Source organism: Paenibacillus sp. NRS-1781 (genome assembly GCF_050467745.1).
Lineage (GTDB): Bacteria > Bacillota > Bacilli > Paenibacillales > Paenibacillaceae > Paenibacillus > Paenibacillus terrae_A.
Genome location: NZ_JBITPI010000024.1, coordinates 194,285 through 214,714, shown reverse-complemented (window position 1 = coordinate 214,714; position 20,430 = coordinate 194,285). Strand labels below are relative to the sequence as shown.

The 20,430-nt window shown below is 43.3% G+C and carries 18 protein-coding genes and 1 other annotated feature; of the genes, 14 read left to right on the top strand and 4 right to left on the bottom strand.

Annotated features, from left to right (window positions below):
* The first annotated feature begins 75 nt into the window (after positions 1–75).
* The 9 genes from ACIFO6_RS10060 to ACIFO6_RS10020 all read left to right on the top strand — a co-directional run bounded on the left by ACIFO6_RS10060 (position 76) and on the right by ACIFO6_RS10020 (position 10,845).
* Positions 76–1,050 (top strand): helix-turn-helix transcriptional regulator, encoded by a 975-nt coding sequence (locus tag ACIFO6_RS10060; protein ID WP_430040473.1) that lies wholly within the window; start codon positions 76–78, stop codon positions 1,048–1,050.
* A 79-nt stretch (positions 1,051–1,129) separates the two neighbouring features.
* Complete coding sequence (locus ACIFO6_RS10055; RefSeq protein ID WP_430040471.1) at positions 1,130–1,873, top strand: zinc ribbon domain-containing protein; 744 nt, start codon at positions 1,130–1,132, stop codon at positions 1,871–1,873.
* Between the two features lie 142 nt (positions 1,874–2,015).
* Positions 2,016–5,108 (top strand): lantibiotic dehydratase, encoded by a 3,093-nt coding sequence (locus ACIFO6_RS10050; protein WP_430040469.1) that lies wholly within the window; start codon positions 2,016–2,018, stop codon positions 5,106–5,108.
* Positions 5,099–6,943, top strand: coding sequence for an ABC transporter ATP-binding protein (locus ACIFO6_RS10045; RefSeq protein WP_430040467.1), 1,845 nt, complete (start codon positions 5,099–5,101; stop codon positions 6,941–6,943). Before ACIFO6_RS10050 ends, ACIFO6_RS10045 begins: the two co-directional genes overlap by 10 nt.
* The gene (locus ACIFO6_RS10040) at positions 6,925–8,265 is read left to right on the top strand and encodes a lanthionine synthetase C family protein (protein WP_430040465.1); all 1,341 of its coding nucleotides are present in this window, start codon (positions 6,925–6,927) and stop codon (positions 8,263–8,265) included. The genes ACIFO6_RS10045 and ACIFO6_RS10040 overlap by 19 nt, the downstream gene beginning before the upstream one ends.
* A 29-nt stretch (positions 8,266–8,294) precedes the next feature.
* The gene (locus ACIFO6_RS10035) at positions 8,295–8,444 is read left to right on the top strand and encodes a gallidermin/nisin family lantibiotic (RefSeq protein ID WP_430040463.1); all 150 of its coding nucleotides are present in this window, start codon (positions 8,295–8,297) and stop codon (positions 8,442–8,444) included.
* Positions 8,445–8,482: 38 nt separating this feature from the next.
* Positions 8,483–8,671: a gallidermin/nisin family lantibiotic gene (locus ACIFO6_RS10030; RefSeq protein WP_430040461.1), complete on the top strand. Its 189-nt coding sequence runs from the start codon at positions 8,483–8,485 to the stop codon at positions 8,669–8,671.
* 420 nt (positions 8,672–9,091) lie between these two features.
* Entirely contained in the window at positions 9,092–9,754 is a 663-nt protein-coding gene (locus tag ACIFO6_RS10025; protein WP_430040459.1) for a response regulator transcription factor, read from the top strand.
* A 65-nt stretch (positions 9,755–9,819) separates the two neighbouring features.
* Entirely contained in the window at positions 9,820–10,845 is a 1,026-nt protein-coding gene (locus ACIFO6_RS10020) for a sensor histidine kinase (RefSeq protein WP_430040457.1), read from the top strand.
* A 29-nt stretch (positions 10,846–10,874) separates the two neighbouring features.
* On the opposite strand, the gene ACIFO6_RS10015 is transcribed toward ACIFO6_RS10020, so the two are convergent.
* Positions 10,875–12,149, bottom strand: a complete 1,275-nt coding sequence (locus tag ACIFO6_RS10015) for an MFS transporter (protein WP_430040455.1) — start codon at positions 12,147–12,149, stop codon at positions 10,875–10,877.
* 453 nt (positions 12,150–12,602) lie between these two features.
* Here ACIFO6_RS10015 and ACIFO6_RS10010 point away from each other — a divergent pair, with 453 nt between their 5' ends.
* A complete protein-coding gene (locus ACIFO6_RS10010) occupies positions 12,603–13,157 on the top strand; it encodes a GrpB family protein (protein ID WP_430040453.1) in 555 nt (184 codons plus the stop codon).
* Positions 13,158–13,160: 3 nt separating this feature from the next.
* Here the strand turns inward: ACIFO6_RS10010 and ACIFO6_RS10005 are convergent, their stop codons facing one another.
* A complete protein-coding gene (locus ACIFO6_RS10005; protein WP_430040452.1) occupies positions 13,161–13,484 on the bottom strand; it encodes an iron-sulfur cluster biosynthesis family protein in 324 nt (107 codons plus the stop codon).
* A gap of 76 nt (positions 13,485–13,560) precedes the next feature.
* Positions 13,561–14,745, bottom strand: a complete 1,185-nt coding sequence (locus tag ACIFO6_RS10000) for an aminotransferase class I/II-fold pyridoxal phosphate-dependent enzyme (protein WP_430040450.1) — start codon at positions 14,743–14,745, stop codon at positions 13,561–13,563.
* Between the two features lie 42 nt (positions 14,746–14,787).
* Positions 14,788–15,026: a binding site (T-box leader), on the bottom strand.
* 191 nt (positions 15,027–15,217) lie between these two features.
* Here ACIFO6_RS10000 and ACIFO6_RS09995 point away from each other — a divergent pair.
* Together ACIFO6_RS09995 and ACIFO6_RS09990 are read left to right on the top strand one after the other, a co-directional pair.
* Positions 15,218–15,823, top strand: coding sequence for a DUF1349 domain-containing protein (locus ACIFO6_RS09995; protein WP_430040448.1), 606 nt, complete (start codon positions 15,218–15,220; stop codon positions 15,821–15,823).
* A 63-nt stretch (positions 15,824–15,886) separates the two neighbouring features.
* Positions 15,887–16,597, top strand: a complete 711-nt coding sequence (locus tag ACIFO6_RS09990; protein ID WP_430040446.1) for a DUF1361 domain-containing protein — start codon at positions 15,887–15,889, stop codon at positions 16,595–16,597.
* Positions 16,598–16,654: 57 nt separating this feature from the next.
* Here ACIFO6_RS09990 and ACIFO6_RS09985 read toward each other — a convergent pair whose 3' ends face one another.
* Positions 16,655–17,584 (bottom strand): ArsR/SmtB family transcription factor, encoded by a 930-nt coding sequence (locus ACIFO6_RS09985; RefSeq protein ID WP_430040444.1) that lies wholly within the window; start codon positions 17,582–17,584, stop codon positions 16,655–16,657.
* A gap of 512 nt (positions 17,585–18,096) precedes the next feature.
* On the opposite strand from ACIFO6_RS09985, the gene ACIFO6_RS09980 reads away from it, so the two are divergent.
* Together ACIFO6_RS09980 and ACIFO6_RS09975 are read left to right on the top strand one after the other, a co-directional pair.
* The gene (locus tag ACIFO6_RS09980) at positions 18,097–19,437 is read left to right on the top strand and encodes an ABC transporter substrate-binding protein (RefSeq protein ID WP_430040442.1); all 1,341 of its coding nucleotides are present in this window, start codon (positions 18,097–18,099) and stop codon (positions 19,435–19,437) included.
* 91 nt (positions 19,438–19,528) lie between these two features.
* Complete coding sequence (locus ACIFO6_RS09975; protein WP_430040440.1) at positions 19,529–20,419, top strand: carbohydrate ABC transporter permease; 891 nt, start codon at positions 19,529–19,531, stop codon at positions 20,417–20,419.
* Positions 20,420–20,430 lie beyond the last annotated feature (11 nt).

Below are 20,430 nucleotides of genomic sequence, written 5' to 3'. Positions count from 1 at the left end.
AAGAGATAGAGTAAGATGGAGGAAAACATATGGGGACTTCTATGTTTATTAACAGTTAGGAAAGGTTTTGGAGAGATGAAAATTGAACGGTTGCTTTCTATCGTCATTTTGCTGTTGAAAAGAAATAGAATTCAGGCGAAGGAACTGGCAGATTTGTATGAGGTTTCGATACGGACGATCTACAGAGATATCGAAGCGATTAGCCTGGCTGGTATTCCGGTGGTAACTTATCAGGGGGTGAATGGGGGAATCGGCCTGATGGATGGCTACCGCCTGGATCGCAGTGTGCTGACGGATGGCGATGTGAAGGACATTGTGATGGGCTTGCAGAGCTTGTCCTCGTCGTTAGGTGGACCGAATGTAACCCGATTGCTCGATAAATTTGAAAGCATTATACCGGATTCGGGAAAAGCGAAATTCAGTGTCAATACCACACAGTTTATCGTCGATCATTCGGGTTGGGGAAATCAGTCTGCGCAGGAGAGTAAGCTGGTGAAGGTGAAGGAGGCGCTGAGCCAATCGCGTACGATTGCTTTTACTTACAGGAATGCGCAGGGAGCCGTGACCGCACGGAAGGTTGAACCGCACACGCTTGTTCTGAAAGGACAGCAATGGTTTGTATATGCTTATTGTCTTGACAAGGAGCAATTTCGTCTGTTCAAACTATCCCGCATGAGTGATCCTGTCGTGACGGAGTTGGCTTTTACTCGTCGGGACCTTTCCTATGAAAAGCTGCCATGGAATGAGGAACGGCTGGCGGCAGTTAAGACGGTACAGCCTTTTACGCTGCAATTTAATCATAAATCCCGGCATCTGGCGGAAGACTGGTTTGGAGTGGAAGCATTGACTGAGCAGGAAGAAGGGATGTATACAGTTTCGGTTCCTTTTCCCGAGGATGCGTGGATGTACGGATTTATTTTAAGTCTGGGGCCGGATGTGATCGTCAGGGAACCCGCTCATTTACGGGAGAAGATTCGGGATATGGCATTACGTATTGCATCCAATTATGGAGAGCCTCCTATAGAGAACTCTGAAAAACATAGAATATAAAAAAACAAACCTGACGGATAGCTGTCAGGTTTGTTTCGTTATACTGATGTCATATCAACCAGGAAAGGGGATTTACAAAATGGATAAAGCTTGTCAAAGTTGCGGGATGCCGCTGGAGCATGAGGAACAATACGGAACAGACGCACAACAGGTGAAAACAGATGTATATTGTAAGTATTGCTATAAGGAAGGTGCGTTTGTTCAGCCTGATTTGACGATGGAGGAGATGATTCAGCAGTGCGTACCTATTCTCGCAGAGCAAGGGATGCAGAAGGAAGAGGCTGTTGCAATGATGCGTAGTTATCTGCCAAATTTAAAACGCTGGCGTTCACAGGAGGATATGGGACGTGAAGAAAATGTTGAGCCGATCCGAGAGGAAAGTCGGGGAGAGATTCGCCTGATCGGGCTGGCAGCATCTACAAGCAACCGGAACGAACAAACATCCCAAGCGATCATTCCGGGCATGTGGGAACGTTTCTGGAGTGAGGATGTGCCTGGACGGATAAGCGGGCATGAAGAACTCGGTTCTGTCTATGGTTGCTATACCAACTATGAAAATGGAGTTTTTGGCGAGTATACTTTTTTTATCGGGAAGGAAGCGGCAGCAGATTTCCAGACTCCTGAGGGTCTTGAACAACTCGTGATTCCGGCTGCGCGTTACGCTGTTTTTCAAGCTACATCCGAACCTTCCTCAGTTTTTCGGGTATGGCAAGCGATTTGGAACTGGGCTGCCACGGGACAAGCAGAGCGGACGTACACAGGTGATTTTGAAGTGTACGGCAATCCTGATGAGCCAGTGCTGATTTACATTGCGATCAAGTGATGATCTGCTTCATACTAGAAAAGAAGAACCTTTGTGTGCTACTTGGCATATAGAGGTTTTTTGCTCCTCCATCTTGAGAATTTCTTGATATTTCTGTTTTATAGTATAAAATGTCACAATTCAAAATAGTAGGTGAATAGTTATGAGAGCATTGTATGACCATACGAATCAGTTTATGGTTCGTTTGCCATTACAAAATAATAGTTTGGACTTTTTGAATAACGAAGATCAAGACAGGCTTTTGACACAGCTGTGTGAAGATCCTGCCTTTAGAGAACAAGTATTAGTATCCAGCAAAACATTGTATGAAACGATGAAACATTTCTTAAATAGGCCAGAGAAGCTGACAGGTAAGAAGAAGAGAAACTTTGTTGAATCCATGATTAAATATGCGATACGAAAAGCAATAAGAACGACACCTTTTGGACTTTTTACATCTGTCGGAGCGGGTCAGTTTGCATCAGGAGAGCAGTTTACATTTGATCAGCATCAATTTTACAAAAAAGCCAGAGTGGATCTGGAATGGCTCTTTAACATGATTAAAAAACTGGAAAAAGAATCTGCCGATCGGCTTGAATTCAGAATGAATGATGCATGTTACGTTAAGGGAGATCGTGCTTTTTTATTATACAGTACAGATGGAAAAGCAGATGAAATCAGTATTCGGGCTACTCCTGTATTTAGGATTGTATATGAGAGTTGCGGAGAATTTGTATCCTTTCAGGATATCACACGAAGGCTAAGTCAGAAGTATCCTCATACGGAAGGAGGAAGAATCAAGGATTATGTCATGGAATTAATAGATAAGGAGTTTCTTCTATCCAATCTGAGGCCGCCCCTTACAGTGTTGGACCAGTATCAATACTTTATTGAACAGGCGGGGAAGGTAAGCGTTGCTGAAGATAGACTGGCAGAGCTAAAGGCGATTGCAGTACAAATGGAGCATTATAGTCAATTGCCTTTGGGACAAGGGGAACACGAATACATAGCTTTGTTCGAAAAGATGAATCAATTGGAAAAATCATCATCACCTTTACAGCTTGATTCAGGCTTAGGAAAATCAAGCTTCACACTGAGCGAACAAACAGCAGCTGAGATTTGTAAGCTTGCAAGCATCCTGACGATGCTTGCACGACCTTTTGCCAAGCAGTCTGGTTATCTTGAGCATTACAAGAATCAGTTCATGGAGAAGTATGGGATGGATCGTGAAGTCGCTATTATGGAAATGCTGGATAGCAGTTCGGGCATCGGGGCGCCATTATCGTATGCGAATCCGTATAACGATTTCCATGAGGTTCTTCCTATGGATGAAGAGGATTCATCGGGTCTGAAAAATTATTTCCTAAATAAATATGTTGATGCGTTGAGGGAACATGGGGCTATCGAATTGAATGATGCGGAATTAACACCATATTGCGATTCAGCCATAGATCCTAACGAAATTCCAGTGTCATTAGAGCTGAATTTTCTTATCAAGAGCTATGATCAACAGCTGATGCTGTATATGGGACCGAATACAGGCTCTACTGCTGCGGGGAAAACCTTTGGAAGATTCTCATACTTGTCAAAAGAAATGGCCTCGATCGTGCAGGCGCTCAATGATAAAGAAAAGGAAATCAGAAACGAAAATTTCAGCTTATGTGAGCTGAGTTATATTCCGAATCAAGTTAGAGCCGGCAATGTAACCAGGAATTTGAGCTACAGGGCCAAGGAAATGTCTCTTTTTACGAACAGCTCGCGTTCTGAACAAGACCGGGTCAAGATCGAGGATATTTTAATTGGGATAGATGAAAATATGTTTTATGCAAGGCATAGGGCAACAAAGGAGCTTTTGGTGTTTGAGTCCAATAACATGCTGAATCCATTAAGCGCAAGTAATGCCATTCGATTCTTACAGGAAATTGCATTAGATGGAAAGCGAAATTGGAGCTTGCTTCCATGGTTAGAGGTATACAAAGGATTTAAGTATATTCCAGAGATCAGATATAAAAGCATCGTCTTATCAAGTGCGCAATGGAGCATTAGCTTGGACGATCTGCACGGAACGCCCAAAATGGATTTTAAAGAATTTAAAAGCCGTTTTATCCAGTATCATACTCACAATGGCTTGCCGGAGAAGTTTTATATTGTACGTGGAGATAACAGGCTGCTTATTGCAGTGAATCATGATGAATTACTGAAAATTTTATATGCAGAAATGAAGAAAAGCACACACACTCCCTTAAATCTGGTAGCTATTGAGCAGGGAGAAGATGTAGCCATCGATGAGCAGCAACATCTGCATGCAGCAGAGGTGGTTGTTCCTCTGTTCAAGAGACAATTCGAAGATCAGCAACATAAGCTTCGCGTCCGAATGTCTGGTTGTACCCAAGAGGATAGCAGGGTGAAAATGCCATTCGATGATTGGTTGTTCCTGAAGTTGTATGCCCAATCCTCTAGAGAGGAAGAGTTGATTGCTTTTGAAATTGCGGATTTTTGCGGGTCATTATCTGAAAAATACCCCATTCAGTATTTTTTTATGAGATATAAAGACCCAAAATCCCATGTGAGGCTAAGATTTCATGGCGATTCTTCGATGTTATTGGAAATATATCCTGCTATTCTAAATTGGCTCAAAGGGCTAAAGCAACGAGGGCTTGTTGCAGACACGGTTCTGAGTTCCTATGACAGGGAGTTGGAGCGGTATGGGGGTTCCGAGCTAATGGAAGCAGCAGAACAGGTCTTTTTTGTGGATAGTAAAATCGTTGAGCAAATATTAAGAATGACCAGAATGAAGCAGCTGACGATGAGTAAAGAGATCATCGGTGTGATTTCCATTATGAACTACATGAATCAGTTGAGTTTGGATTTTGAAGCACAGCTTGATTTTATGGAAAATAACAGCTCTCCAGCTCAATATCGCACAGAATTTAGAGAGGACAAAGACAACTTGCTGGCTCTGTGTAATGGTGACCCACATTGGATGGAGGTCAGGAAAACGGAAGCTGGAAATGTGCTTATCCATCTGCTGGAACAAAGAAATGAAACAGTGGCTAATTATGCGCAGCTTTTAAAAGAACAGGCGGATCGTTTAACCACTCCTGAAGAGCATATTTGGGGAAGTATCATTCATTTGCATTGCAACCGATTGTTGGGAACCGACAGAGAGCTGGAGAACAAAGTGATGACATTAACCCGACATATCTTGTACTCACGTCGATACCAGCAGACGAAAGAGCCGTTGTTATGGAAGTAAAGGAGCGAATCAGCTTTACGGAAATCTGGGCAACACTGCAACAATTGCCCAAGACCGTTCGATTGGTATTTAAACTCGAAAAAAAGCTATTTATCTATATCGTGATGCTCCGTTTATTGATCGGTTTTAGCCCAATTGTTTCTTTGTATATTTCACAATTATTAATTAATTCTCTCGTTAATATACAAACCGAATTCAACCGCGTTATCTATATATTTGCCATTTTTATGGCAGTATCCTTGCTAACTGAGATCATATCTCAAGTATCTGGCTATAACGAGGGAAGATTCCAGTTTCTTATGAACTACAAGCTTAATTATAGGGTGATGGAAAAAAGCGGTGATCTTTCACTTGCAGATTTTGAGAATTCGGAGATTTATAACAGATTGGAACGGGTTACGGGAGAGGTTGCATTTAGACCCTATCTGATTTTTCAGGCGGTTATATCACTGATGACCTCATTGATCACACTAGTTTCCGCCATTGCTTTTTTAATGGCATGGAATCCGCAAGTGTCTGTTCTATTACTGGTGATTCCGGTCATTTCATTATTTTATTTTTTAAGAATAGGTCAGCAAGAATTTTTTATACAGTGGAAGAGAACCAGTTCGGAACGAAAAGCATGGTATCTCAATTATATCCTTACCCATGATTTTTCGTTTAAAGAAATTAAGCTGTATAAACTAAAAGATTATTTGCTTCAAAGCTATTGGGCAATCAGAGAGGCGTTCATTAAGCAGGACACCTATATTTTGCGAAAAAAAACAATATTTAATTTATTGTTTGAAGTTATAGTCCAATTGGTCGGGGCGGTTGTTATTCTGACTGCCATTATGTCGGCCTATGCAGGTGGAATCATGGTGGGCCATGTGATCAGCTATATTCGATCCGTCTCTCTGGTACAGAGCAATTCCCAGTCGATGATGGGAAATATCTATTCTATTTACAATAGTGGTCTTTATATGAACCAATTGTTTGAGTTCCTCGAATATGAAAGTGAAAGAGAAGCTTCAGAGAACATACCGTTGCAGGAAGGAATCGGGCAAATTAAAACGATACAACTGGAAAATGTCTCATTCAAATACCCGAATCAGGCAATGGATGCATTGAAACACGTGAACCTTTCCTTTAAGTCAGGAGAGCGAGTTGCCATTGTTGGACCTAACGGTTCAGGTAAAAGCACTTTGATAAAGCTGCTTACGGCTTTGTATTCTGTGCAAACGGGAGACATTTTAGTGAATGGCAAGCCTATTCAACAGTGGGGGAATGAAGGCTATCAACAGCAAATTGCGGTGTTGTTTCAGGATTATGTGAAATATGAGATGAAGCTTCAGGAGAATGTAGGCTTTGGTCAGGTGAGTGAAATGGAGCGCAGAGACAAAATCACTTCGGCTTTGCACACGGCTGGCGTCAACTTCATGAAGAAGGATGCCGCCTCCTACGATCTGGATGCCCAGTTGGGTCTATGGTTTGACGAAGGGAGGCAGTTGTCGGGTGGACAATGGCAAAAAGTTGCTCTCGCCCGAGTCTACTTTCGGGATGCCTCAGTGTATATTTTGGATGAGCCGAGCGCCGCGCTTGATCCGATTGCAGAAAAGCAGACATTCGATACCTTTTTCAACCTGTCTAGTGAAAAGATAGGCATATTCATCTCACACCGCTTGGTGGCGGCTCAACTGGCTGATCGTATCATTGTAATGGATCAAGGGGAAGTCGTTGGAGAAGGCCCGCATGATGAATTACTGGAAAATTGCTCTGTCTATAAGCAGATGCATGATTCGGAAAACTATCAAGATTCGGATAGGAGTGGCGTGGTGTGGGAGCAGGTGTTTTAAAAGAAACGGATCAGGACGTAATAAATATCATAAAAAAAATAGCTCTAAATATTCAGGATTATGAGGGACTACTGGAAATTGTGAATGCACAGAAAAATATCTATACGGTGAGCGGGTTAAGCTTCCATCCTTGGAACGCTGTCTCCCTGAGTCATGGATTGCCTGGCATCTGTATGCTGTATGCGGAGCTGCATGAACATTTTCCCGATGAAGGATGGGACCAATTAGGGCATCAGTTTCTGGGGACTTTGGTCCAGGAAATCTCGGAACAAGGGCTGCAATCATCCTCTATGTTTTCAGGTGCGGCAGGGGTCGGGCTGGCAGCTGTATGCTTGTCTCAGAACTTTAAACTGTATCGTAAATTTACAGATCGTATACATGATTATCTGTTGCAGCAAGTCCCAGTCATGATTAGCGAATGTACAAAAAGAGATGTGACTATGAGTGACTATGATGCGATAGAAGGCCTGAGCGGAATTGCTAATTATCTACTCATTTTTTCTGAAGATAAAAAAATGCGTCCTTTACTTTTGGAAGTCATACAGTATTTGGTGAATTTAACTCACGATCAAGAATATGATGGCGTTCAGATTCCGGGTTGGTATATCTCGGCGAAAAATCAGTTTACGCCTATGGAGCAGCAGCTATATCCGAATGGTAACTTTAATTTGGGATTGTCTCATGGGATTTGCGGACCTATCATCATTTTGTCCAAGGCCTTGCTGCAAGGAGTAAACGTACCCGGTCAAGCTCTGGCGATTAAAAAAATGGTGGATTTTCTGCTGCAGTTTGCCAATCGGGATGGGGATGAGCTTTCCTGGAAGGGATTTATCAGTTTTGAAGAATTTAAGAGGGGTCATGCTTCCGAACAAGATAATGTAAGAAGAGATGCCTGGTGCTATGGCAGCCCCGGTGCCTGTATGTCCCTGCTGTATGCGGGAAAGGCGTTGCAAGAGCGGCTCTATAGCGACTTAGCCATTCAGGCGCTACAGCAAACCGTGCAGCACGCGCAGCATTTGGTATCACCTACATTTTGTCACGGTTACGCAGGCATTGTTCAAATCCTGATGGCAGCGCGTGAATTGAGAGGACAAGCTGTTTTTACAGATGAGATTACTTTCTTGAAGGGCAAAATCCTGAGCTTCTATGATGATACGTATCGGTTCGGATTCCATAATTTAGAATATAGTGAGGATGATGGCGGAAGGGTGAAGCAACTGGACTATGTTGGTTTACTTGGCGGTGTAACGGGGGTGTTGCTGCCCCTTATAAACATCGAGCTGGGGCAGAAAACCAGATGGGACCAAGCATTTATGCTGTGAAGCAAATGCTATGAAAGGAGGTGAATAAAATGGCTAAATTTGACGATTTTGATTTGGATATTGTAGCTGTTTCCAAGCCGGCACAAACTTTCCCAGCTACATTTGGATGCTTGACAGGCCAGTGGTTATGTCCAGGCACCAGACCAAGCACAATTACTTGCCCGTGTATTTTTAAGTAACTTGATATGATGAAGATATCTAAAAGGGGATAGGAAAAATGGGTAAATTTGATGATTTTGATTTTGATTTAGATATTGTATCTGTGTCCAAGCAGAGCGCCTTCATTCAACCGCAGGCTGCTACGGATCGATGTACATTCGGATGCTTAACAGGTGCTCTATTATGTCCAAGCATCAAACCATCCACACTTTCCTGTCCATGTCCGGTGACTCTTTCTTGCCGGTAAGATTCTTAATCATTTCTCTACAGGTTTAATCAGAATAATGATTTCAAATTTGAATTTTTTCGTTTTTTTATCAGCTATATGAAAGCCATATCGGATATTCCAGAAGCTAGTGCAGTTTCTGGAATATCCCCAAACGAGTGAACAGGGCCTGTGAATCTATCTTCCGATTTCGGCGCCCACTCACTCGTTTTTTTATATCAGCATTTTGCATCATTCGATTCCCAACGCTTAAAAGTACAATATATAGACAAACTAGACCGTTTTGATCTATGGATTGCTGCAAAATACTCATATGTAGCATTAATAGTTTGAGAAATGAAATTAATTAAGGAAAAAATATACTTATTTATGATACAATTATTATATTAACCTACAAGTAGGAGATAATTACAGGATAGCTGTCATAATAGGGGGATCTAGGTGGCCAGCATACTAGCAGTAGATGATGATTTAGACATTCTGATGCTGATTAAAAATGTATTACAAAAAGACCAGCATCTCGTTTGTATGCATCAAGTGGTAAAGGATTTACCGAAGGAGGCTTTTTTGGGCTACGATCTGATTCTTCTGGACGTGATGATGCCTGATTTGGACGGTTTGGAGCTTTGTAAAAAAATTCGGAATGTGGTTGAATGTCCGATTGTTTTCTTGACAGCCAAAGTGGGCGAAGAAGCCATTGTCGAAGGGCTAAAGGTGGGGGCAGATGATTATATTGCCAAGCCGTTCGGTGTTCTTGAACTTAGTGCGCGAGTAAGTGCACATTTGAGAAGAGAGCATCGTGAAAAACACCCTGACCGAACGATAGTTTCAGGTGTGACCTTTGATTTTGGTACGAAAAAGGTCTCGGTTGAAGATATTCATATTCCCCTTACGAAAAACGAATATAAAATATGCGAGTTCTTGGCGAAAAATAAAGGGAGAATTTTCACAAGAGAAGAAATATATGATGACGTTTACGGTTTGGACGGTCATGCACAATTTGCAACAATTACAGAATTTATCCGATCTATACGTAAAAAATTCAGCTACCATCATTTGACTCCCATCAAGACGATGTGGGGTGTAGGATACAAGTGGGATTAAGAAAAACGACGATCCGCAGAGAACTGCTAAAGTATATATTTTGTCTATGTTTGAGCTGTGTGGGTATGATTATGCTATTTCTAATATTGTACGGTAATATAAAAGAGGGTGATCCGCGTCCTCAATTTCAACTGACAAGTATAGTTTTTTTGATGGTATGCATTATGGGGGCGCTGTTTGGAATCATAACTATTTTTGCGAAGAAAATGAAGAGAAATCTGGCTAAGATAAGTTGGATGACCCGTCATATCCAGAATAATAATTTGGATTTTGAAGTGGAGTGTTCTCAAATTCAAGAAATAAATGACGTCATTTTTTCCTTGGAAGAAATGAGAGATACACTGAAAGGTTCTTTGCAGACACAGTGGGAATTGGAAAAAAATAAGCAGGAGCACATGGGGGCACTGGCTCATGATATTAAGATCCCGATTACGATTATTAAAGGAAATGCAGAATTATTAAGATTATCCGACCATAGCCCGGAGCAAGCGATTTATATTGAGTATATTCTAAATGCGGGTAATAAGATCGAACAATATATAAGCTTACTTATTCAATTGTCGCGAAGCGATTCTGATGTATTGGCGGAAGCATTGTCCTGTATATCTATTCAAAAGTTTGTAAAAGATTTGGTCGGAGATACAATTGCCTATTGCGGAAAAAAAACAGTTCAGTTCGTGCTGAAGGATAATAGACTGCTGGACATCAAGGTATATATGTATCAGGATTTGTTACAACGGGCCTTGATGAATGTACTTTGCAACGCTGTGGATCATACACCTGCCGGGGGAACGGTAGTATGGGAGATAAGTTATTTAGGAAACTCAATAGAGTTTGCAATTAGAGATAGCGGCGAGGGATTCTCTCCAGAAGGCTTGAAGAGAGCTACACAGCTTTTTTACATGGAGGATAAAAGCAGAAGTTCAAAAGGGCATTATGGTATAGGGCTAACGTTTGCAGCTAAAGTGATCAACCACCATCAGGGTACAATGATGTTAGAAAATCACAACGAGGTAGCTCCTTATGGTGGTGGGGTAGTACGTATCATAATACCCGTAAAAATGAACATGGTTTTAAAAATGGAAATGTAGTCAGTCCGCTATAAAGCGGACATTTTTTATCATGGAGTTGTTTTAGTTTTAGTGTGTGACAGCTGATCTATAGATGTGTTACGGGTTACGGCCCAAAAAATAAGTGCCAAGGTGCTGACGCCAGCACCCAACAGACATACCCCATTCCAGCCGGCATATGTGTACATATGAGTCGAGGAGATGGCTCCAGTGGCGCTGCCGATGGAATAAAATATCATATAGCCTGCGGTAAGTCGGCTACGTGCTTCAGGACGCACAGTGAAAATCATACTCTGATTCGTCACATGCACAGCCTGTACCGCCAGATCCAGAAGGATAACGCCAAGGACCAAAGCGAACAGCGAGTGCTCGGCATAGCCGATAGGCAACCAGGATAGCAGCAGCAGAGCCAGCGCAATACCTGTCGTCCGCTGTCCTGAGCCTTGATCGGCAAGATGTCCTGCCCGCGTAGCCGCTAATGCTCCAGCGACTCCGGCCAGACCAAAGGCCCCGATGGCAGTATGTGAAAGAGATAGCGGCGGGGCACTGAGAGGCAATACTAGCGAAGTCCACAATATGCTGAACGCAGTAAAAATGAGCAAAGCCAGCACAGCCCGAACACGCAGAATCCGTTCTTGCACGAACAGTGTGAAAACCGAACGAAGCAGTTGAGGATAGGATAGCGTTGCTCCTTTGGATTCATTCTGTGGCAGTACTCGAAACAGCGCTACAGCCATGAATAGCGTCAATGCGGCGGAAATAAGGTATACCGAACGCCAACCTGTCAAATCGGTCAATACACCGGCAACGGTTCGTGCCAGCAGAATGCCGATAACGACTCCGCTGGTCACCAGACCTACGATACGTCCGCGTTCAGCCGGGGCGGCCAAGGTTGAGGCGAACGCGACAAGTGTCTGTGTGACGACAGCCAGCATTCCAACCGCTGCCATGCCCATAAGCAGGATTGTACGCGTCGGGGCTAAGCTAACCGCGATTAACGCCAGCACGGATAACAGCATTTGTCCGGTAATCAGCCGTCGTCGATTCAAAAGATCGCCAAGCGGGACTAGCAGCAGCAGTCCCAATGCATAACAAATCTGTGTCACTGTAATGATGATGCCAACTGATGAATGCGTGATGCCAAACTCGTCCGCCAGTGCGTCCAGCAATGGTTGCGCATAATAAATGTTGGCGACAGCCAGTCCACAAGCTATGGAAAATAAGAGTGCTACAGACCGGGAAATGGAAGGAACGGGGGAGATTTTTGCAGCGTTAGTTACGGTTTGAGGCGATAGGAGTACCGCTTTTTCTTCTGACGTCTTCATTTTCACATACCACATCGCTTTCTATAATTACATACCGATAAGTATATAATACCGATTGGTATGTAATAAATTTAGGTCAATATACCTCGATTCCATATGAGATGTCAAGCATTTATCATGTACATACTTGACAGATTATTCTGACGATCATACAATTTTAATATACTGAACGATACGAAAAGAAGGGATTATTTATGGTTCGTCCACGGAAATTTGATGAGGAAACGGCATTGGATGCAGCAATGTAACTTTTTTTTGGGAAAAGGATTCGAGGCTACGTCTTTCTGCTGTATTTCAAGAATATACGATCAGGAGAGCTTGAGGCTGACACCGATGCCAAAGCTTTGGCCCAGACTCTGGTTACAGCCGCAAGCTTCAAGATGAAGTAATGGATATTAAAAAAGATACGGTTGAATGAGAGAATGCACGAGTGGGTATAAGGGGGATAAGTGAATGCATGAGGAGCAAAATCAGGAACATTGGCCAGTGTGGGCTACGGAGCCTGTAAAAATAGTGAATCCTGATCCTGACTGGTCAGAGCAGGGCTTGCAGATCATTCACCAGTTGCGGGAGCTGCTACTGCCGTTTAAGGTGACGGAGATGGAGCATATAGGAAGCACGGCAATTCCCAATCTTTCCGCTAAGCCCATCATAGACATTATGGCAAAATTGGAAGCTTGGGATAGGCTGGAACAGATTGTGTCCGTCTTACAACCAGCAGGCTGGAGCTATGTTCCGCCTGAGCTGGACGGTCGGGAATGGAGAAGATTTTTGGTTAAAGTGGAACAGGATCAAAGAAAGGGACATCTGCATCTCATGCTGGAACATGAGGAGCATTGGGATCAACAACTGTTATTTCGGAACCGTCTTCGTGAACGGCCTGAGCTGGTTCAGCAATATGACGCCTTAAAAAGGCAGCTGGCGATGGAAAATCAGCATGATCGTGAAGCGTACACGGAGGCTAAAACCGATTTTGTGCAAAACGTTCTGGATGCCGGACCATCCTAAAGATTAGGACAGCCGGACATCCCTGATTTTTACATTATTACTATAGAAGGTAGAATCGCTGGATAGTTTATAGGAAGGGAATTTCTCGTCTGCATCAAGGCGCATGGATTCCTCAAAATAAATCGCCTGCTGACCGCTAACGAGAAAAGGCAAGCTGCCCGCCTGTACTTCTATATCGCCGTTGTCGGGTGCGCTGACGATCTTGAGCACTGTAATACCATCACAGCCGCAGCCCTCTGTGTCGTAAAAAAGCTTGATATAGCCCGGTTGATCACCGAGAATTTGTGTAAGTCGCTGCTCGGCTAGTGGACTGATTTGAATGTTCATGATGTCATTTCGCTCCTTTGTGTATGGGGTGCAACAGTTTTCATCCAGTGTTCATGTTCACGATATGAAGGGCTGATTACAGACGTCTCAAGAACACGCTGATACGCTCCAAAGCGATTTCCAGTTGCTCGTGCGATGATGCGTAGGAGCAGCGGATAAAGCCCTCGCCACCCGGACCGAATGCGGAGCCGGGTACAGTAATGACATCCTCTTCTTCCAGTAACCGCTTGGCAAACTGCTCTGAGCTTAATCCCGTATGAGTAATGGAAGGAAAAGCGTAGAAGGCACCGCTCGGTTCATGGCAGGGCAGTCCTGCCTGACACAAGCTTTCAACAAACCATTTTCTGCGCAGATTGTACGATTCTATCATGCGGTCTTTTTCTTCCAGCCCGTGGCGCAGGGACTCAATAGCGGCAATTTGCCCGATTATAGGAGCGCACATCACGGTATATTGATGGATTTTCAGCATGGCTGAAATCAGCTCCTGCGGGCCGCAACCATAGCCGACTCTCCAGCCTGTCATTGCAAAGGCTTTGGAAAAACCGCTGATGAGCAGGGTTCGTTCTTTCATGCCCGGCAGAGCGGCGAAGCTTACATGCTTCTGTCCATAGGTCAGCTCACCATAAATTTCGTCCGAGATCACGACTAGATTATGCTCCTCCACCAAGCGGGCAATCGGTAGCCAGTCCTCATAAGTCATCACTCCACCTGTCGGATTGTTCGGATAACAGAGAATAAGCACTTTGGATCGTGGAGTCAGCTTGGCTTTGAGCGCTTCAGCCGTCAGCTTGAACTGCTGATCAGCAGAGGTTTCAACCGTTACGGTATGCCCTCCATTCAGAAACGTGATCGGTGAGTACGAAATATAGCAGGGAGCAGGAATGAGAATTTCATCGTGTTCCGTAATCAGGGCGCGGAGCGCCAAATCCAGCGCTTCACTGCTGCCGATCGTTACCATGATTTCATTTGCCGGATTGTAGGACGTGTTAAAACTTCTCTCCAGATACCCGGCAATCTCCTCACGCAGCTCGGGAAGACCAGCATTCGGTGTGTACGAGGTCTTGCCATTTTCCAGTGCTAGAATACAAGCTTTTCTGACATGTTGAGGGGTCACAAAGTCCGGTTCGCCAACACCAAGCGAAACGATATCTTTTCTGCCCGTACTATATTCAAAAAACTTACGGATGCCTGAAGGCGGCATTTCCCGTACAGCTGGAGTTAAAAAATCGCTTATAGATACTGTGGTCGATACGTTCGTCATATTGATTTCCTCCTTTTTGAAAAACAAAAAAACCCGCCCCTGTAAAGGGACGAGCTTATACCCGTGTTACCACCCTAGTTTCATTCCATAAGAAATGACACTCTGTTCACGTATCCATCAATACGTGTTCCGGTTAACGCTGGAAAGGCGGCAGAGCTTACTTCAGGTTCAGCCCGCTTCTCGGAGATGGCGTTCGGCTACCCTCGGAATGTTGGCTTTCACCTGCCCCAACTCTCTGCAAATCCGCTGTATAGCTTACTCGTTCTCGTCATTGAAATTTGTTGCCGTATCAAGTTAGGTGTAATTATAAGCACAACATTTCAGGATGGCAAGTCTTTTTTTATAAATTTTAAAGACAGGAGCATCATCATTGACGATTGGAAAATAACGTATATAGTGGTATCAAGGGGGATTGGGCCCCCGATTTCACCATGATATTTGACAATATTGGCTAGAGAAGGATGGTGTCCATATGAACGTATTTGAACGCTTTAACGGCAAGGTTTTGCCTACAGGATGGGGCTGGACCAACGAACCGACTGTATGGAGATTCGATGATTCCAAGGCTTTAAAAGTATCTGCACCTTCACAGGCGGATTTCTTTAGAGATCCGTCCGGCGCGGCGATAAAATCGTCCGCACCCTTTTTGCATACAACGCTTCAAGGTGATTTTACAATATGGACGAGGGTTCGTGTCGATATGAAGCAGCCTTATGATTCAGGATGCTTGATGATTATGGCGGATGATACCCATTGGGCCAAGCTGTGCTTTGAATACTTTGAAAGCACCCCCTCTATCCTTAGTGTGGTCACACGGGATACGTCCGATGATTGTATATCTGGGACGATGGACGTTTCCAATCCGTATTTGCGAGTGGCAAGAGCCGGAAATTGCTTTGCCTTTCATTATTCATCAGACGGTCAGCAATGGAAGCTGGCGAGATATTTTGGCATGGATGTTCCAAACGAGCTAAAGGTCGGGGTCGTTGCACAATCTCCGGTCGGAGAAGGTTGTGATGTTATTTTTGATACTTTGAATGTGGAAAATCATGTATCCGGGGACATACGAACTGTGTAATAAATGGATATAATTATTAAAGGACGTATATACGTATATTCATGCAGGGGGTTGGACGAGAGTTTGCTGTTTAAAGGGAAGAGATATAAGCTGCCCGGCTTATTGAGTGTACTGCTTTTAGCTTCGTTGGGATGTTATGGACTTATTATGTATGTGCAGTCCACAAGTGGGACGAAAATGTATCAATTTTTGTACTGGGATATATTTCTGGCATGGGTTCCGGTCTTGATTTCTCTAGGAATGATCGCCTTATCCAGACTGGGAAACATAAGAGTGAGAAGGCTTCTTTTATTAATTGCCGGAGTCGTATGGCTGTTTTTTCTGCCGAATGCACTCTATTTGCTGACTGAATTACTGCATGCATTCCGTTTTTATGAAGTGAATCCTGACTCGCGTTTTTGGCTGGATATTCAATTTTGGTTGATCTTATTTACGCCTTTTTCGGCAGCAGGGATTGGTCTTTTTCTTACTTCCATTTGTATATTTACGATCCACCGTATGCTGCAAGAGGTTTGTTCCAGCTGGCTTGCGTGGGTTATCGTTTTTATATTCCTGTGGCTGTCCAGTGTAGGTGTATATATCGGCAGATTTGCTCGCTGGAATAGCTGGGATGTGGCGTTGCAACCCATGGTGATCGTGATGAATGTTTGGAAATGGGTGGTGCATGCCGGAGCAAGGCTTCATTTGTTGTCTTTTAGCTGGCTGGTGTTTGGAATCGCGGTCATTTTTTATCTGTTGATCTATATCTCTTTAAGTGAGGAGAAGCACGCTTAGGCCGAGGAGACGTATTCCACGAATACGGGCTTCGGCCTTTTTACATATGGGAAGTCATCAGCTAACGTTGGCCTCCCCGTGTTCTTCATAAAGCACACGCACCAGCAGATCCTGACTGAAATTGCCGAATCTTTTGCCGAAAATGGTGAGACCCCCTTTGTTCTCCGACTGATCGGATACGGATAAGCGCAGTGTAATATCGCTTTTATAGTTAAGCCCAATATCGTCTATTGTGACTTCTGATATACGGCACCCGTCAATGAAGCTTCCATGTTGATTGATGCGAATTAATTTGAGCATGCCATATTGATTCAAATGCGGTGGCCACCAATCGGGATTCAGAACCCCCGGTACTTCTCCAAAATCTCCGGCGCTAGTCCAGTGACCAATCGGGATGCCGTTGACATGAAAACAAATGTCGGAAGGATATACCTCGCAATAACCCGGTGCTTCTGAGCCCAGCTCTGCGGAAAATTGAATTTCGGTAAAGGATTGATTCTCTTTCAGGTAGTTAGGAATCCGATATTCCAGAAAACCATCTGCCATCCAGATCATTTCCGAGTCCAGCCTTCCGGGATCTGCAAAATAGCGGGGATCATCAAAATCACCAATAATGCTGTCTCTGGTCACCAAGCCACAGGTAGGTACTGCCTGGTAGTTACTGTAATGACCGATACGAATTTCAACCTCGTACACATTTTTCTGCTCTCTGCTACGCAAGTCCACCATCAGTTTTTCCTTGTTCAGATAGCACATTTTTCGGGTACCATGCTTGCCGCTTACTGTATTGATCTCGACAAGGCCACATTCCTCCAGCTTACGAATATGCATCGTAATCGTACCGTTGCTCAAATCAAGCCTGTTAGCGATGTCATTCATACTTTGTCCTTGATGGACGGCGAGCAATTCCAAAATTTGAATGCGGATTTCCGAGCCGAGCGCTTTGAAAATATCTAGCCCTGACATTAAGTCCTTAATATAAATCATAGCAATGGACCTTCCTTATCTATAAAAAATGTAATGTAAGCGCTTATATATTTGTTTTGATTTATGTTAAAATAAAAACAGAAAGAAGTAAACCGCTTTGGAATAAATTATTTTACAAAAATAAAAAGGGAAGTGAAACAAAACTCAGAATAGATTTTTTACCTAAATAAAATCGTGTTTAAGTTCATTTACTCTAAATTTTTCAATAAAATAACTTAAATACGATTTTATTTTGTTTTTCATGCTATTCAATTCTATACTTTATATTTATTTAAAAAGATTTATAAATGCATTGACGAACCGTAGAATGCCGTGATATATTTTGTTTGTAAACGAATTCATTATTGATAAAGAAAAATATTAATTATAGGTGCATGAGAGGAATGATGATCACAGGCTCGAGTGAACAACAGGATGATGTACCGCACAGGTGAATAAAGGCCAAATGGTATGAGTTTATTTTAACACTATATGTATGCGGTTTCATTTCAATTTTAGGAGGGGTCGCGTTAATGAAGAAAATAGGTTTTGCAATGACAATGGTTGTACTGTTGTTGATGGTTGCTGCACTGGCTGGCTGTAGTGGAGGAAGCTCCAATAGTGATGGAAGCAAGGAACTGACATTCATGTTCCGTGGTGGTACGGATGAGCAGAAGGCTTATAAGGAAGTTATCAAGAAATTTGAAGAGGAACATCCTGGCGTGAAGGTTAAAATGGTCGTGACGGCCGCGGATCAATATGCTACAAAGCTCAGAGCAGCGATCACAGGAAATAATCTTCCAGATGTCTTTTATTTTAACCCTGGAGATGTGAAAGCTTATGTAAATAGTGGGATACTGAAGGACCTCACTCCTTACATTGAGAAGAACAAGGATATAAAGCTGGATAACATTTGGAAATACGGTGTGGATTTGTACCGCTATGACGGTAAAATGGCCGGCCAAGGAAATATTTACGGTATGCCAAAGGACTTGGGTCCATTCGCCTTGGGTTATAACAAAACCATGTTTGAAGAAGCAGGCGTTCCGTTACCTGATAAAGACAAACCGTATACATGGGATGAGTTTATCAAGGTCAGTCAAGAGCTGACAAAAGATACGAATGGTGATGGCAAGCCAGATCAGTACGGTACAGGCTTTAACGTTCAGTGGGCATTGCAAGCCTTTGTATGGAGCAATGGGGCAGATTGGCTGGATGAGAGCAAAACCAAAGTAACGATTGATGATCCGAAATTTGCGGAAGCGCTTCAGTACTTTGCTGATATGCAAAACAAATATAAGATTACGCCTGGTATTGAACAATCACAAACACTGGACACCTATCAACGCTGGATGAAGGGCGAAATGGCATTCTTCCCGGTAGGTCCTTGGGATATGAGTACATTTGAAAAACTGCCATTTGAATATGATCTGTTGCCATTCCCGGCAGGATCGACTGGCAAATCGGCAACATGGATTGGTTCTCTGGGTATTGGTGTTTCCTCTAAAACAAAGTACCCGGATGAAGCTGTAGAACTGGTCAACTATCTGACGACTTCCAAAGAAGGAATGAAGCAGCTCGTAGATGCCAAGGTACAAATTCCGAATCTGTTGGATATGGCGGATGAGTGGTCCAAAGATACGAAAACCAAGCCTAACAATAAACAGGAATTCATTGATATTGTGAATGACTATGGACGCTCATTACCAGGCAACTATACGTATAACGCCGAATGGTATGATATTTTCTTCACCGATATTCAGCCTGTGCTGGACGGAAAAATTACGGCAGCGGATTATGTGAAGCAGGAGCAACCGAAGATGCAGAAACTGCTGGATAAAGCGGTGGAGCAAGAGAAAAAATCACAGAAATAGTACGTAAATAACGGATAGAGGATGATGTTAGTGGCTGATATCATGCTGCTGACATCATCTTCATTCCAAATTAGAAACAGAGGTGAGCCCTGTGATAACCAAATCTAATCTCTACCGCAAAGAGAAAATATATGGATACTTATTTATTCTTCCACCTATTCTCGGTCTGCTAATCTTTACGTTGTTCCCGTTTGTCTATTCGTTATACGGCTCTTTTACAGATTGGGACGGATTGGGACAAATGAACTTTATTGGTCTCGACAATTTCAAAGATTTATTTACCGATGAACTCTTTTACAAATCGATGTACAATACTCTTTTCTTAATGCTGGGTATTCCAATCGGTCTTTTGTTGGCTTTGCTGCTGGCACTGGGGTTGAATCGCAAGATTCCGGGCACGACAACGTTTCGTGTGATCTACTATATTCCGGTTATTTCTTCTTTGGCTGCTGTTTCTATTATGTGGAACTGGGCATACAACGGAGACTACGGTCTGGTGAACCAATTCCTCGAATTGTTTGGTATTAAAGGTCCCAATTGGCTGATGGATAAGGATACGGTTAAGCCTGCCTTGATCCTTATGACGGTCTGGAAGGGTCTTGGCTACACGATGTTACTGTATTTGGCAGCCCTGCAAAGTGTATCTCGCTCTTACTATGAAGCAGCAGAGCTGGATGGAGCCAGCGGATTCCAAATGTTCCGCAACATTACATGGCCAATGGTAAAACCAGTGACCTTTTTCCTGGTCGTAACCAATATCATTGGTGGTTCACAAATCTTTACTGAAATGAACATTATGACTCCTACAGGGGGTCCGGAATACTCATCCGCCTCAATCGTCTTCTATATTTGGGATAAGGCATTTAAAAACCTTCAAATGGGATATGCCTCCGCGATGGCTATGATTCTTGGCATCTTCATTTTTATCGTAACTTTGATTCAATTCAAAATGAATGAAAAATCGTCCTATGATGGGGATTGATTTTCGCGGAA

Coding starts and splice junctions, on each gene's coding strand:
- ACIFO6_RS10060 (WP_430040473.1), top strand. CDS start 76: ATGAAAATTGAACGGTTGCTTTCTATCGTCATTTTGCTGTTGAAAAGA.
- ACIFO6_RS10055 (WP_430040471.1), top strand. CDS start 1,130: ATGGATAAAGCTTGTCAAAGTTGCGGGATGCCGCTGGAGCATGAGGAA.
- ACIFO6_RS10050 (WP_430040469.1), top strand. CDS start 2,016: ATGAGAGCATTGTATGACCATACGAATCAGTTTATGGTTCGTTTGCCA.
- ACIFO6_RS10045 (WP_430040467.1), top strand. CDS start 5,099: ATGGAAGTAAAGGAGCGAATCAGCTTTACGGAAATCTGGGCAACACTG.
- ACIFO6_RS10035 (WP_430040463.1), top strand. CDS start 8,295: ATGGCTAAATTTGACGATTTTGATTTGGATATTGTAGCTGTTTCCAAG.
- ACIFO6_RS10030 (WP_430040461.1), top strand. CDS start 8,483: ATGGGTAAATTTGATGATTTTGATTTTGATTTAGATATTGTATCTGTG.
- ACIFO6_RS10020 (WP_430040457.1), top strand. CDS start 9,820: ATGATTATGCTATTTCTAATATTGTACGGTAATATAAAAGAGGGTGAT.
- ACIFO6_RS10015 (WP_430040455.1), bottom strand. CDS start 12,149: ATGAAGACGTCAGAAGAAAAAGCGGTACTCCTATCGCCTCAAACCGTA.
- ACIFO6_RS10010 (WP_430040453.1), top strand. CDS start 12,603: ATGCATGAGGAGCAAAATCAGGAACATTGGCCAGTGTGGGCTACGGAG.
- ACIFO6_RS10005 (WP_430040452.1), bottom strand. CDS start 13,484: ATGAACATTCAAATCAGTCCACTAGCCGAGCAGCGACTTACACAAATT.
- ACIFO6_RS10000 (WP_430040450.1), bottom strand. CDS start 14,745: ATGACGAACGTATCGACCACAGTATCTATAAGCGATTTTTTAACTCCA.
- ACIFO6_RS09995 (WP_430040448.1), top strand. CDS start 15,218: ATGAACGTATTTGAACGCTTTAACGGCAAGGTTTTGCCTACAGGATGG.
- ACIFO6_RS09985 (WP_430040444.1), bottom strand. CDS start 17,584: ATGATTTATATTAAGGACTTAATGTCAGGGCTAGATATTTTCAAAGCG.
- ACIFO6_RS09980 (WP_430040442.1), top strand. CDS start 18,097: ATGAAGAAAATAGGTTTTGCAATGACAATGGTTGTACTGTTGTTGATG.